Below are 12,978 nucleotides of genomic sequence, written 5' to 3'. Positions count from 1 at the left end.
CCCGATGAGAGCGACGATGAAAAGTGGAAAAGTTTGGCTGGTCGGTGCCGGGCCTGGGGATGCTGCGCTGATCACCGTCAAAGGCCTGCATTGCATCCGGCAGGCGCAGGCGCTGGTTTACGATCGTCTGGTGAGCGCTGAGCTGTTACAAGAAGCCCCCAGTAATTGTGAAATGATTAACGTCGGCAAAAACCCCGATCACCACCCGGTGCCGCAACCGCAGATCAATCAACTGCTGATTGACTGTGCGCGGCGCGGCCTGAACGTGGTGCGCCTGAAAGGCGGCGATCCTTATGTGTTCGGGCGCGGTGCCGAAGAGGCCGAAGCGCTGGCGCAAGCGCAGATCCCGTTTGAAGTGATCCCCGGTATCAGTTCGGCCATCGGCGGGCTGGCCTATGCCGGTATCCCGGTCACCCACCGCGATTATGCTTCGGGCTTTCATGTGATTACCGGCCACCTGCGCCAGGGGAATCAGCCGCAGGATTGGGCCACGCTGGCCAAATTGGAGGGCACGCTGGTGATCCTGATGGGCATGACACAGTTGGCCAGTATCTGCCAGCAGTTGATCGCCGGGGGCAAAGCGGCTACGACTCCGGCAGCGGTGGTGATGTATGCCAGCCACCAGCGGCAGCGAATCGCCGCCGGTACGCTGGCCACGCTGGTCGATCAGGTCGCCGCGCAAGGCTTAACCGCACCGGCGCTGATCGTGGTCGGCCAAGTGGTTAATCTGCGTGAGGTGCTGGCGTTTATGCCTGAGCAGATCGCCCTTCCCTCTGTGGTTTTAACACCCCATGAGTGAACATGGCGGTAACGTGCTGGCAATGGCGCTGAAAACCGGCCTAAATCCGGCGGATATTCTCGATTTCAGCGCTAACATTAATCCGCTGGGCATGCCTGCCAGCCTGAAAGCGGCGATTATTGCGCAACTCGACAGCGCCGAATGCTATCCCGACGTTGAATACCGCCGTTTGCATGCCGCCTTGGCGCGGGCGCACCATTGCCAGCCGGACAATATCATCGCGGGCAACGGCGCAACCGAGCTGATTTACGCCATAGTGAACCGCTTGCGCCCGCGCACCGCGCTGCTGCTGACGCCGGGTTTTGCCGAATATCGCCGGGCATTGCGGCGGGCAAAATGCCGTATTCAGCATTATCCGTTAGAGGAAGAGAGCGGGTTTCAGCCCGACGAACGCCTGCTGAAGGTGCTAGCCGAGCAGCGCCCCGATTGCCTGTTCATCGCCACCCCCAATAACCCGACGGGGCTGATGCCCGATCCCGCCCTGTTGCAAGCCATTCTCGCCTGTTGCCAACAACATGATATCGCGCTGATCGTCGATGAAGCCTTTATCGATTTTCTGCCGGATACGCCGGGCTTTATTCCACAGATCGCCGATTACCCACAGCTGTATATCCTGCGCTCGCTGACCAAGTTTTTTGCTATTCCGGGGCTGCGGCTCGGCTATTTGGTCAGCAGCGATCTGGCGGGCATCCGGCAGCTGAAGCAGGCGCGGGAGCCTTGGACCATTAACACCTTTGCCGCGCTGGCGGGGGAGATCATTCTCAACGACCATCACTATATTCAGCAAACCCATCAATGGCTGGCGCAGCAGCGGGCGTGGCTATTTGATGCGTTGGCGGCCATCCCGCAGTTGCGCGTCTGGCCCGGCGCGGCAAACTATCTCTTCCTGCGCTGCCTGCGCCCAGAAATCGATCTGCAACAGGCGCTGTTGCAACAGCAGATTCTGATCCGCCACTGTGCCAATTATCCCGGCCTTTCTGCCGATTACTATCGGGTGGCGATAAAGAGCACAGCGGCTAACCATCGGTTGATTGCGGCATTACGGCAGGTTTTTGCCGATGGCTGAGGCGCGCTGCCCCGCCTCTTGCGGTGAACTGCTTCAAGGCTGGATCCTCGGCGGTGAAAAGCTGGTTTCCTGCCCAATCAACTGGTTCAGCCACGTTACGGTAAACGACGGGCAACCGGGCACTCATGAGCGCCCGCTGATGCGCCAAATGTTGATAAACGTGCTGGAACACTTTGGCCACCCCGGCAGCGCTGCACGCGGTTTGCGCATTGATTTCAGCTCCAGCATCCCGGTGGCAAAAGGGTTGGCCAGCAGCACCGCCGATATCGCTGCCACCGCGCAGGCTACCGCCCGCCATCTTGGCCATTCGCTGGATGAACCCACGCTCGCCAAGCTGTGCGTGCAACTGGAACCCACCGACAGCACGCTGTTCCGCCAACTGACGTTGTTCGATCACCAAACGGCCGCCACCCAGATCCCCTGTGATTGGCTACCAGCGCTGGATATTCTGCTGCTGGAAAGCCCGCACACCCTGAACACCGCCGATTATCACCGCCGCGATCGCCAGCAGGCGCTGCTGGAAAATGCCGCCATGCTCGAACAGGCTTGGGCGCTGTTTTCCTTGGCGATCAAAACCCATGACTGCGGCAAACTGGGTGAAGCCGCCACCCTCAGCGCCCGCGCCAGCCAGCGGCTGCTGCCCAAGCCGCTGTTCGATGAGTTATTAGGGATCAGCGAAAACTGCGGGATTTACGGCCTGAACGTGGCGCACAGCGGCAGCGTGGTGGGGTTGCTGTTTGATGCCGAGCGGCACGATAGTGAAAAACTGTGCTGGCAACTGCAACAGCGGCAGATTGGCCGGGAATATCCCAAGCAGCATCGGCTTAGGTTGATTGCTGGCGGGGTGCGTTAGAACACGGCTAATGCGGCAAGGTTGCCGTTTCATACACCAAACCCTCACGATTACCCAACCTCGGGTAGCTGTAGGATTTGGTTGGGAAACGAAACAGGCGGTTACGCCAGCGATCAAACAACACCGTCTCATCATAACTGCTTGGGAACTTTTTCATTCTAAACCAGTGTTGACCACCGTCGGTGGACACTGTCATATGCCTGGGGTCATTGAATTGTTTTTCCATCATCAGCAGATTGTTGCCTGCATACAGAACAGACAAGGTTTTCATGCCGGTTTCCAAGACCGGAGAAAAGGTTCCATCAGCCTGTAACTTGTGCAGGCTGTAACGAACGCGTGGCTGGCTTTCCAGAATAAAGTAGAAATCCCCTTGCGTGGTACTTTCGCCGTCAATAACGGTACCCTGCATCCACCAGTTTGATTCGATGCGTAAGGTTTTGAGATTGAAATTGAGCAAGAGATGGCCCGATTCATCGTCGCCACTTTCACTCGTTCCACTCCAGACGGTAACGTACTGGTCATCGTTATAACGCCAGTAGGTGGGGTTGAGCGCGGTATTAACGCCCTGCTGCGCTAAATCGATCAGCATTTGCCAATGCTGACCAAGATCGTCGGACTGATAGAGCTTGCCGTTCTGCGAGACCAGAACCCGATCGGGGCCAGGAATACCCAATAGCCGATAGGGGGAGTCCTTTTCCGGCGCTTGCCACTGCGGCTGCCACTGCCAATGTCGCCCGCCGTCGGCCGAGTAAAATACCGCATCCGTCCTATCAAGGTAACTATTGAAAAGGATCAGACACAGGCCTTGAGCATTGCATTTTTGACCCACCACGGTTCCGAGAAAACGGGCGCTGATACGCAGATCGCCCTCCTGCTCGGTGATGATCTGAGTCACTGGCACAATGGTTTCATCCAGATACAGCGAGCGGCTGTTTTCATTACCCGTCTGGCGTTCTAGTGCGGAACGAACCGCCTCTTGGTCTGGTGATATCTGTAGGTTTAACAGCGGAGGGGCATCACTAGCCAGTAAATCGATCTGAATGGTTTTTTGGTAGCTGTGTTTCCAGGTTGTACGATCAATATGAAGCAATTTCATATCAATTGCGTCACTGACCCCGGTTAATAACACGCCTTGTTGAAAGCTGCTCAGACGTTGCTCACTCATCACCACGGCTGGCTGATCGGCCCGATAGCTCCGCTGCCATGACCAGTCGGTAGCAAATCCGGCAAAACCTTCGATATAGAACAGTATCCCGGTCACAAAGCCCACCACGGCTAACAGCCTGATGCGCGTTTTGCTCTGGCTGAACATTAGTTCACTTCCTGAATGTGGGCTTTTTCCCCACGACGGCGTTTAAATAGCGTCAGCATCTGGCGGGCAAAGGCAAAGCGCGCCGCGCTCAACGAATATTTACGCACCAACCAGCTACTCAACTCTATCAACAGCATAAAAATGCAGAACATCATGAGGTTCATCAGGCCAATGTCATAAAAAAAGTCAGCAGCGTCCAGCCAGTCCCATTTATCCGGCATACCGCCCTGTTCCCACCACTTATTGGCGATGTATAACACCGATATCATCATTGAGAACAAGCAGATACCGGTCATCAGTTTATACATCAGTTTCATTTGCTGGAATGATACCGCTATGCCGCCCACTTTCAGATAAGCGCAACCGTCCCTTTCATTGCAAACCCCAAGAACACTATTGTCCTGTTGATTCACCACTAACGTCAGCGGATCGCTCTCTGCCAGAAAGAACGGATGTTGGCGGAAGAACAGCGGATTAAGATCTTCCGTCAGGGTATTAAAACCACTACGAAAAGAGAACTCTGAGCCATTGCAGGTAAATTGATAGTCAATAAAATCCCGCCGGCTTTTGCCACTGCCGGTAAAATCGCGGCGAGCGCTCACCTCGGTAGCTACCCCACTCACGCTGGCGAGCATTACCCGATCAGAAAGCAACAGATCGGCGGCCTGAAGCGTATCCAGATCGTTATCCTGTTCATCACTGGTCTGTTGCGTTGGCGGGCTGTTTAACGGCCCCGGCAACAGCAACGCGGGCGAGTGACAAATTGAAACATCGCCGGTTTTGACCTGCTCCAACCGTTGCAACAAACGGCGCATCTTGCTGCTGGTACCCACTAGTAGCGCCTGAAAAGAAGAGGCGAACAACCAACAGCCAAAGCAGAAAACAAACAGAAGCAGCACAATCAGCCAGACGCTCACCCATTGAAAAGCCGCATAGATCGACGCCCCTATCACGCCTAATCCGCCCATCAGCTTCAGCGTCGCCCTCAGTTTACTGATGTCTGCTACCTTCGGCTGCAACACCCCCTTTTCCTCACTGGCCAGCCAATGCAGCCAATAGCGACCGTCGGCCAGTTGATGTGCGCCGATATAAACGCGATCCCCCTCGACCAACCGGTTCAAGACATTGGCCTCAAGAAACTGTCTGCTATAGGTATAGAAAACCTTATCCCCGGCCAAAATGCGCCGATACTTACTTTCACTGGGTGCATTGAGATCGTGCCGGACAAACGGCAAATCGAAAAAGAAGATTTTTTTCATGCTTGATAACGGCTTAACCTTGGCAGCGGCAATTAGAAACGATGATCGAGCAGCTTATCCTGGCCTAGCGGATAGCGCTCACCATCAAACATCAGGGTAGACTGTGTCTTGACGGACGTTTTTTTGCTGTCCACACAGTTCTCCCCTTTTTTAACCGACTCGGTGTGGTTCGCCGTTTCCTGCAATTCCAGATCCCGATAGCCACGGTGCGAGAGTGGCCCCAGCGCCAGTACGCGCCGGGTTTTATCGAACTCTCCGGTGCATTGACCATCCCATTCACCGCGGAATTCGTCCATCGTGAGATTATTGAGGACTAACGCGAGTTGATGGTTTTTCAGCGTATACAGGTTAAGCCTTTCTATGCTGAACGGATTGACTGAAGAGGAACCCCGGTGGCTAAAACGCACGCCGAAAGCACGCACCTCGGAGGCAAGCTGATAGCGCGCGGTATCGATGGTTACGCGGTCAGTAAAAATCGCATCGTCCATAATGGCTTTGGGATGGTACTTGCTGGCTAGGACCTTCCCCGATTGGCTGTCAACAACGTAAACGGCAACGTCATAGTCGGTAAAATCCGGGTCTTCTTTAACCTTCGGCTCCAGCATCAGCACCGCAATGGTTTTATCAGGAGCATAAGGCCAGACCTTGCAGGTAGATAACTCGGGGTTGCTGGTCAATTTGGCCTCAAAGGCCTTGGCCAAATCCTGCAAAATTGCCTGGCAATCCGCCAGGGAGGAACAAGACACCAGGCTCAGCGCCAGCACCCCCATCACTCTTCTCATTACGACATTCCCTGTTAGTGCTTGAATTAGCTCAAGCTAGTGACTGGGAATCTAACCAAAAAGTATTCGTCAATCCAACCGCTTTTGGAGATTAATAAACAATATTGCTGACACCCATCGCAAACCAGTGCCAGCAACAGGCTGTTATGGCATCAGAACAAGCCGCTGAGCAAGCCAATCCCCAATAGGGATGAGCCGCCGCCAATCACCCCCGCCCACCAGCGGTTAGTGCTGGAAAGGGTCAGCAGATAGCCGATCCCCAAGCCCACCAGATGAAGCCCTGCCGTTGCGATGACCATACCGGAAAGTGCCGCCGCCGAATGAGAGAGCTCAGCACCGTGCGCCAAGCCGTGGAAAATGGCAAAAGCGCCAATGATCAACGCGCCGGTTACCGCACGCAATTTCAGCCGCAACGCCACCATCACGCCCACCACCAGCAATGAGGCGGCGACAAGGTATTCGGTAGCCGCCACCGTCACGCCCGCCATGCCGATCAGCGCACCCGCCAGCAGCAACCCGGCAAACGCCAGCGGCGCAAGCCACCATTTCCGAGTGTTCATGGCGCTCCAGACGCCCACCAGAATCATCGCCACCAGGTGATCCATCCCGGTCAGCGGGTGGATAAAGCCTTCGGCGAAGCTTAAAACGTGATGAGTACCACCATCATTCCCAACGTGGGCGCAAGCCAGCATCGGGAACAGCGCCAGTACGGATACAGCCACAGTTTTGACATTAATACGCATAGTTATCACCTGTTGATCATCCTTATAGAAAACCAAAAAAATTAACGTGCCCTAACGCGCTGCGGCGATCAACGCCTGCCCCAGCGCCAAACCGCCATCTCCGGCAGGCCATTGCGACGGCAGCAACACCTGCAAACCTTCCAGTTGTTGCACCAGCAGTTGGCGCAATAACTGGTTATGCAAGACCCCGCCCGACAGCACGACGGTATGAATACCCTGTTGCTGCGCCGCCTGCCGGGCCAAAGCAGCAAAACCCTGCGCCAGCGCCCAATGGAACGCGTAAGCCCGCCGTGCTGGCGCAGCCCGATAGTTCAGCCACTGCTGCCAGAAGGTGGCCAAATCCAGCTGCTGGCCGCACAGCGGCAGAGAAACCGGCGGCTGATGGTGCGGGCTTTGTTGTGCCAGCGCCTCCAGCAGGCAGGCGGCTTCCCCTTCCCAGGAAATCTGCGGCGGGACGATTTGCAGCGCGGCAGCTACCGCATCGAACAAGCGCCCGGTGGAAGAGGCTAGCGGCGCATTGATCTGGCGCTCAATCGCCCGCGCCAGCACGCTGGCCTGTGGCTGCGGGATCCCTGCCGCCTCCGGCAGCGCCTGCCAGCCGGGTACAAAGCGCAACAGGTGCGCCAGCAGGTTGCGCCACGGCTGCTGCGCCGCCAAATCGCCCCCCGGTAGCGCCACCGCAGGCAACCCGCCCAAATGTTCACAATGCTGATAATCCACCAGCAGGCATTCTCCGCCCCACAGTTGCCCGTTAATGCCGTAACCCAAGCCGTCTAACGCCAAGCCGATCACCTTGCCGCCGTTACGCGGCCAGGCATGTTCCGCTAAACAGCTTGCCAAGTGAGCATGGTGGTGAAGCGTCTCCACGCAGGGAATGGCTAAACGCTCGGCCAGCGCTTGGCCCTGCTGATGGCTGAGATAACCGGGGTGGGCATCGATAGCGATCGCCTGCGGCACCACGCCGTAGATATCCCCGAACAGCGCGATCAGTTGCTGTTGCTGCTGGTAGGTAGCGTCATCGGCCAACGAGCCAAGATGCTGGCTGACCACGGCGCGTTCGCCCCATAGCAGGCAGAAGGTGTTCTTAGTATCGGCACCCAGCGCCAGAACCGGTGACTGCGCGCTAAAACCGGGCGGCAATGGCAACGCATCGGGCACATAGCCGCGCGCCCGGCGCAGCATTTCAGTGCCCTGCGGGTTCAGCCGCAGCACCGTATCGTCGGCACGCTGGACAATCTCGCGGTTATGCAGCAACCAGCCGTCGGCAATGCCTGCCAATTCATCAAGCGCCTGCTGGTTGGTCAGCGCCGGGGGTTTGTCCGACAGGTTGCCGGAGGTCATCACCAGCGGGCGGGCAACCTGCTGGAGCAACAGATGTTGCAGCGGATTGGCGGGCAGCATCACCCCCACTTCGCTCAGCCCTGGGGCAATGTCCTGGCACAACGGGCTGCCGGGATGCGCAGGCACCAGCACCACCGGTGCCGCCGGGCTGCGCAGCAGTTTGAGCAACGGCGCAGGGTCTGCCCTCTGCACGCACGCCGCCAGCCAGTCAGCATCCGGCATCATCACCGCCAGCGGTTTGGCCGGGCGACGTTTACGCAAGCGCAGGCGCTGCACCGCCGCTGAATTAGTGGCATCACAAGCCAGATGAAAGCCGCCGATACCTTTGATCGCCAAAATCTCCCCCGCCAGCAGCGCCTGAGCGGCTCGCTGCAACGCCTCTTCCGCGCTGGCGGTAGCCTTGCCGTTGGCATCGTTCAGCCACAGCTGCGGGCCGCAAGCCGGGCAGGCATTGGGTTGCGCGTGGAACCGGCGGTCGGCCGGATCGTCATATTCCGTCTGGCAGGCAGCACACAGCGGGAAAGGCTGCATGGAGGTGTTGGGGCGATCGTAAGGCATCTGCCGAATAATGGTAAAACGCGGGCCACAGTGGGTGCAGTTGATAAACGGGTAGCGGTAACGCCGGTTGTGCGGCGAATTCAGTTCTGCCAGGCAGGCGTCACAGGTGGCGGCATCGGCGACAATATGGGTATCAATCTGCCCCCCACCGCTGCTGGCGATGGTGAAATCCTGTGGTTCCTGCGGCCAGTGCAGCGGTTGCTGGCTGACGCTGTCGATCCGCGCCAGCGGCGGGCATTGCAGCGGCAAGGCGCGCAGAAAATCCGCCACCTTGGGCGATTGCCACAGACGGACGATCACCCCCGCGCCGTCGTTGCTGACGTCACCGTGCAGATCGAACCGCCGTGCCAGCAGCCAGACGTAGGGGCGAAACCCCACCCCTTGCACTTTGCCCTTCACCCGCAGGCTGAGGCCATTGCTGTTGGCGACTGTAGTATCAATATGCGCCATGATATCTAACTACCACTACAACAGGTGGGCACCGGTGTTGACGCCATTGAAGGCGCTGAACGCAGACGCGGCGCATAGGCGAACGCGCCATGGACGGCGCGTTCAGGCGAGACAGGCAGGGACGCCTGTCGTAGCCGGCCGTAATGCGCGGCGGCGGAGTAAGACAAATCTGCCGGGAGCAGATTTGAACGCTGCTTGCAGCGGCCCCGAAGGGGCAAGGCCCAGGGATGGGCCGAGTACTAGCCGCGCAGCGGCCGCCTGATATGGCAAGGGCCGGGGTGCAGGGGGCTGGCTCTTGAGCCCCCTGCTCGGGCGCTTTCACGGTGCTACCTGATAAACGCCAAATCTTGAGCGTCCGAAAAACATGCTTATTCAAACCAACAAACAAAATAGAGCCCTTTATCAAAGAGAACGGGTTAAGCATTAAGCGATATCCCCCTCACCCTAACCCTCTCCCTACAGGGACAGGGAACTGGTTAGCTAACAAATCCGCGGCAGCGGCTCGTCCAGCGGCAGATCCAAGCGGCGGGAAACACCAAACAGCCCCACCACATTCACCTGTTGGCGCTCCAGCGTGCGGCCAATCACCGCCGCATCACGCCCCAGCGGGTGCTGATGCAGTGCGGCCAACACCTCGGCTTCGGCTTCAGGTGCCACCACCAGCACCAACTTGCCCTCATTGGCAAAGTTCAGCGCATCCAACCCCAATAACTCGCAAATCCCGCGCACTGCGGGTTTCAACGGCAATGCCGCTTCCATGACCTCCATACCGCAGCCGCTGGCAGCGGCAAACTCATGCAGCACCGCCGTCACGCCGCCGCGCGTGGCATCACGCAGTGCCCGCACGCCAGAGATGTTTAACAACGGCGCAATCAGCGGGGCCAGCAGGGCACAGTCGCTGCCCAGTTCGCTTTCCAGCCCCAAGCCTTCGCGCAGGTTGAGAATGGTTGCGCCATGATCGCCAAGCGTACCGCTGACAATAATGCTGTCGCCACGGCGGATCTGATGAACGCCCCAATCGACGCTGGCCGGAATGGCACCAAAGCCGGTGGTATTGATAAAAATCTTGTCTGCCGCCCCACGGGGCACCACTTTGGTATCGCCAGTGACGATCTGCATCCCGGCCTGCTGCGCCGTGGCCGCCATCGACTGGACAATGCGCGCCAGCGTGGCAAACGGCAGCCCTTCTTCTAGAATCAGGCCGCAGCTCAGGTAGCGCGGCTGCGCACCGCTGACCGCCACGTCGTTGGCGGTGCCACACACCGCCAGCTTGCCGATGTCGCCACCGGGAAAGAAAATCGGGTCAATCACATAGCTGTCGGTGGATACCGCCAGCCGATCCCCTGCGGCACAGAGTTCACTCAGCGCAATCCGCGCCTGATCTTCCCGCGCGTTCAGCGCCGGATTGGCAAAGGCCTGCAAGAACAGCTCTTCGATCAGGCTTTGCATCGCCCGCCCGCCGCTGCCGTGCGCCAACGTGATCTCGCGTTCATCGTTCGATGTAAGCATTAGGCCGTCTCCCTGCGGTACTGATAATAAGCCGCACAGGCCCCTTCCGATGACACCATCAGGGCACCAAAGGCGTTGCTTGGCGTACACTCTTTGCCAAACAGCGGGCAGGCGTCCGGCTTGCAACGCCCGGTCAGCACCTCACCACAGCGCGAACGCGGATCGTCCGCCACGCGCTGCGCCTGGGGCTGAAAGCGCCGCTCGGCGTCAAACTCGGCATAGTCCGGCGTCAGTTGTACGCCGGAATGGGCGATCTCCCCCAAGCCACGCCACTCGCTGCTCGCTTTCAGGCAAAACACTTCCGCCAGCACCTGCTGTGCCAGGCGGTTACCCTGCTCTGGCACAATACGCCGATACTGATTTTCCACCGCGCTATGGCCAGCGCGCAGTTGTTCCAGCAGCATCACCAGCCCTTGCAGAATATCCAGCGGTTCAAACCCGGTGACCACCAACGGTTTATGGTACTGCTCAGCGATAAAGCCGTAAGGCGCATTGCCGATCACCATGCTGACGTGGCCGGGGGCCAGAAAACCGTCAATCCGTATGTCGGGCTGCTGCAACAGGCTGCGCAAGGTGGGGATCAGGGTAATATGCTGGCAGAACAGGCTAAAGTTGCTCAGCTTACGCTGCCGCGCCTGTTGCAAGGTCAAGGCGCTGGCGGGCATGGTGGTTTCGAAACCCAGCCCGAAAAACACCACTTCACGTTGCGGATTGTCCACTGCCAGTTGCAGGGCATCCAGCGGTGAATAGACCACCCGAATATCGGCACCGTGCCGCCGGGCATCCAGCAGCGATCCGTTGCGCCCACGCACGCGCATGGCGTCGCCATAGGTGCAAAAAATCACTTCCGGGTGCGCGGCAATCTCCAGGCAGCTATCAATGCGCCCCATTGGTAAGACACAAACCGGGCAACCCGGCCCATGGACAAACTCCAGGTTATCCGGCAGCAATCGATCGAGCCCAAACTTGAAAATCGCATGAGTATGGCCGCCGCACACTTCCATAATTTGCAGCGGTAAGCGTTGCTGTTCAGGCATCGCAAGCATCAGTTGTGCGATGCGCTGCAACAAAACTTGGGTTAGCGCCGGATCGCGGAACTCATCAACGTAGCGCATCGCTGCCCCCCGGCATCGGGGATTCAAGCCCGACAGCACGCATATGTTCCAGCGCCGCCAGCGTGTCCAGTGCTTCCTGCTCATCGAGCAGGCTCATGGCAAACCCCACGTGCACCAGCACCCACTGACCGATCAGCGCCTGCGGGGAATCCTCACACACCAGCGCGATATTGACCCCGAGCGACACACCACACACGTCGACCGTTGCCAGTTGGTGCAGATCTTCGCCAACCGCGATCACTTTGCCGGGTACGCCAAGGCACATTATTGCGCCTCCAGCCAAGCGAGCCAGAGATCCATCCCCTCACCGCTGGTGGCCGACAGAACAATCACCTGAATGGCGGGATTAACCTGGCGGGCATAAGTAATGCACTGATCAACCGAGAAATTCACGTAGGGCAGCAGATCAATCTTATTGATCACCATCAGCGTGGCGGCGGCAAACATATGCGGATATTTGAGCGGTTTGTCCTCCCCTTCGGTGACCGACAGCACCGCCACTTTATGCCGTTCCCCCAGGTCAAAACTGGCAGGGCAAACCAGGTTGCCAACGTTTTCAATAAACAGCAGGCTGTTGTCTTGCAGCGGCAGGCGATGAGCCGCATCGTGCACCATCTGCGCATCCAAGTGGCAGCCTTTACCGGTGTTCACCTGGATCGCCGGTACGCCCGTCGCGCGGATGCGTTCTGCATCGTTGCTGGTTTGCTGATCGCCTTCGATCACCGCGCAAGGTACTTTGCCCGCCAGATATTGCAGGGTGGCCGTCAGCAGAGAGGTTTTGCCGGAGCCGGGGCTGGAAACCAGGTTCAGCACCAGGATATTCTGCGCGGCAAAGTGTTCACGGTTATGCGCCGCCAGATGGTTATTTTTACTCAACACGTCCTGTTCAATCTGCAATAACCGCCGCTGGCCCATGCCTGGGGCATGGCTCCCAGCCTCGCCGTGGCCATAGTGCAGATCTTGTGAATGCGGTTGCACCTCCGGCGCAAACGGCTGCGCTTCAGCGCTGGCGTAATGATGATGCACGTCACCCTGATGGTGATAATGGTGGTGGTGATGGATCGTAACTGCCTGATGGGCATGTGCGTGATGATGGTCGTCATCATGATGGTGGTGATGATGCTCATCCCCTTCGATGAATTTTTCTCCACTGGCGCAACCGCAAGTCGTACACATAAAATGTAACCTCTT

The 12,978-nt window shown here is 58.1% G+C and carries 12 protein-coding genes; 3 read left to right on the top strand and 9 right to left on the bottom strand.

The features are described 5' to 3' along the window. Positions 1-16: 16 nt before the first annotated feature. From cobA to AC2A1E_RS00725, 3 genes are read left to right on the top strand one after another with little or no spacing between them, the layout of a single operon-like run. A complete protein-coding gene (gene cobA, locus AC2A1E_RS00735) occupies positions 17-799 on the top strand; it encodes a uroporphyrinogen-III C-methyltransferase (protein WP_484382117.1) in 783 nt (260 codons plus the stop codon). Continuing rightward, a complete protein-coding gene (gene cobD / locus AC2A1E_RS00730) occupies positions 792-1,865 on the top strand; it encodes a threonine-phosphate decarboxylase CobD (protein WP_484382116.1) in 1,074 nt (357 codons plus the stop codon). The genes cobA and cobD overlap by 8 nt, the downstream gene beginning before the upstream one ends. Continuing rightward, positions 1,858-2,718 carry a GHMP family kinase ATP-binding protein gene (locus AC2A1E_RS00725; protein WP_484382115.1) on the top strand — a complete coding sequence of 287 codons (861 nt, stop codon included), beginning with the start codon at positions 1,858-1,860 and terminating at the stop codon, positions 2,716-2,718. Before cobD ends, AC2A1E_RS00725 begins: the two co-directional genes overlap by 8 nt. Positions 2,719-2,725: 7 nt before the next feature. On the opposite strand, the gene AC2A1E_RS00720 is transcribed toward AC2A1E_RS00725, so the two are convergent. The 9 genes from AC2A1E_RS00720 to hypB form a co-directional block, all read right to left on the bottom strand. Then, positions 2,726-4,030: a hypothetical protein gene (locus AC2A1E_RS00720; RefSeq protein ID WP_484382114.1), complete on the bottom strand. Its 1,305-nt coding sequence runs from the start codon at positions 4,028-4,030 to the stop codon at positions 2,726-2,728. Further along, positions 4,030-5,289 (bottom strand): hypothetical protein, encoded by a 1,260-nt coding sequence (locus AC2A1E_RS00715; protein WP_484382113.1) that lies wholly within the window; start codon positions 5,287-5,289, stop codon positions 4,030-4,032. Before AC2A1E_RS00715 ends, AC2A1E_RS00720 begins: the two co-directional genes overlap by 1 nt. Before the next feature lie 32 nt (positions 5,290-5,321). Further along, positions 5,322-6,071: a PA3715 family protein gene (locus tag AC2A1E_RS00710; RefSeq protein WP_484382112.1), complete on the bottom strand. Its 750-nt coding sequence runs from the start codon at positions 6,069-6,071 to the stop codon at positions 5,322-5,324. Positions 6,072-6,223: 152 nt separating this feature from the next. Beyond that, positions 6,224-6,814: a HupE/UreJ family protein gene (locus tag AC2A1E_RS00705; protein ID WP_484382111.1), complete on the bottom strand. Its 591-nt coding sequence runs from the start codon at positions 6,812-6,814 to the stop codon at positions 6,224-6,226. Positions 6,815-6,865: 51 nt separating this feature from the next. Beyond that, positions 6,866-9,163, bottom strand: a complete 2,298-nt coding sequence (gene hypF / locus AC2A1E_RS00700; protein ID WP_484382110.1) for a carbamoyltransferase HypF — start codon at positions 9,161-9,163, stop codon at positions 6,866-6,868. A gap of 480 nt (positions 9,164-9,643) precedes the next feature. Next, positions 9,644-10,672 (bottom strand): hydrogenase expression/formation protein HypE, encoded by a 1,029-nt coding sequence (hypE, locus tag AC2A1E_RS00695; protein ID WP_484382109.1) that lies wholly within the window; start codon positions 10,670-10,672, stop codon positions 9,644-9,646. Next, positions 10,672-11,787 (bottom strand): hydrogenase formation protein HypD, encoded by a 1,116-nt coding sequence (gene hypD / locus AC2A1E_RS00690; protein WP_484382108.1) that lies wholly within the window; start codon positions 11,785-11,787, stop codon positions 10,672-10,674. The genes hypE and hypD overlap by 1 nt, the downstream gene beginning before the upstream one ends. Then, positions 11,774-12,052: a hydrogenase maturation factor HybG gene (hybG, locus tag AC2A1E_RS00685; protein ID WP_337263748.1), complete on the bottom strand. Its 279-nt coding sequence runs from the start codon at positions 12,050-12,052 to the stop codon at positions 11,774-11,776. The genes hypD and hybG overlap by 14 nt, the downstream gene beginning before the upstream one ends. Then, on the bottom strand, positions 12,052-12,963 hold the full coding sequence (hypB, locus tag AC2A1E_RS00680) for a hydrogenase nickel incorporation protein HypB (RefSeq protein ID WP_484382107.1): 912 nt from the start codon (positions 12,961-12,963) through the stop codon (positions 12,052-12,054). The genes hybG and hypB overlap by 1 nt, the downstream gene beginning before the upstream one ends. Between the last annotated feature and the right edge of the window lie 15 nt (positions 12,964-12,978).

It is taken from the genome of Serratia sp. HNCC26DJ206, assembly GCF_057180605.1.
Note: the sequence above shows the minus strand (reverse complement) of the source record. Positions and strands in the feature narration are given on the sequence as shown.

Excerpts from the sequence above, each read along its gene's own strand:
- hypB (WP_484382107.1), bottom strand. The coding sequence starts at position 12,963 with ATGTGTACGACTTGCGGTTGCGCCAGTGGAGAAAAATTCATCGAAGGG.
- AC2A1E_RS00725 (WP_484382115.1), top strand. The coding sequence starts at position 1,858 with ATGGCTGAGGCGCGCTGCCCCGCCTCTTGCGGTGAACTGCTTCAAGGC.
- cobD (WP_484382116.1), top strand. The coding sequence starts at position 792 with ATGAGTGAACATGGCGGTAACGTGCTGGCAATGGCGCTGAAAACCGGC.
- hypE (WP_484382109.1), bottom strand. The coding sequence starts at position 10,672 with ATGCTTACATCGAACGATGAACGCGAGATCACGTTGGCGCACGGCAGC.
- AC2A1E_RS00715 (WP_484382113.1), bottom strand. The coding sequence starts at position 5,289 with ATGAAAAAAATCTTCTTTTTCGATTTGCCGTTTGTCCGGCACGATCTC.
- hypF (WP_484382110.1), bottom strand. The coding sequence starts at position 9,163 with ATGGCGCATATTGATACTACAGTCGCCAACAGCAATGGCCTCAGCCTG.
- cobA (WP_484382117.1), top strand. The coding sequence starts at position 17 with ATGAAAAGTGGAAAAGTTTGGCTGGTCGGTGCCGGGCCTGGGGATGCT.
- AC2A1E_RS00720 (WP_484382114.1), bottom strand. The coding sequence starts at position 4,030 with ATGTTCAGCCAGAGCAAAACGCGCATCAGGCTGTTAGCCGTGGTGGGC.
- AC2A1E_RS00710 (WP_484382112.1), bottom strand. The coding sequence starts at position 6,071 with ATGAGAAGAGTGATGGGGGTGCTGGCGCTGAGCCTGGTGTCTTGTTCC.
- hybG (WP_337263748.1), bottom strand. The coding sequence starts at position 12,052 with ATGTGCCTTGGCGTACCCGGCAAAGTGATCGCGGTTGGCGAAGATCTG.
- AC2A1E_RS00705 (WP_484382111.1), bottom strand. The coding sequence starts at position 6,814 with ATGCGTATTAATGTCAAAACTGTGGCTGTATCCGTACTGGCGCTGTTC.
- hypD (WP_484382108.1), bottom strand. The coding sequence starts at position 11,787 with ATGCGCTACGTTGATGAGTTCCGCGATCCGGCGCTAACCCAAGTTTTG.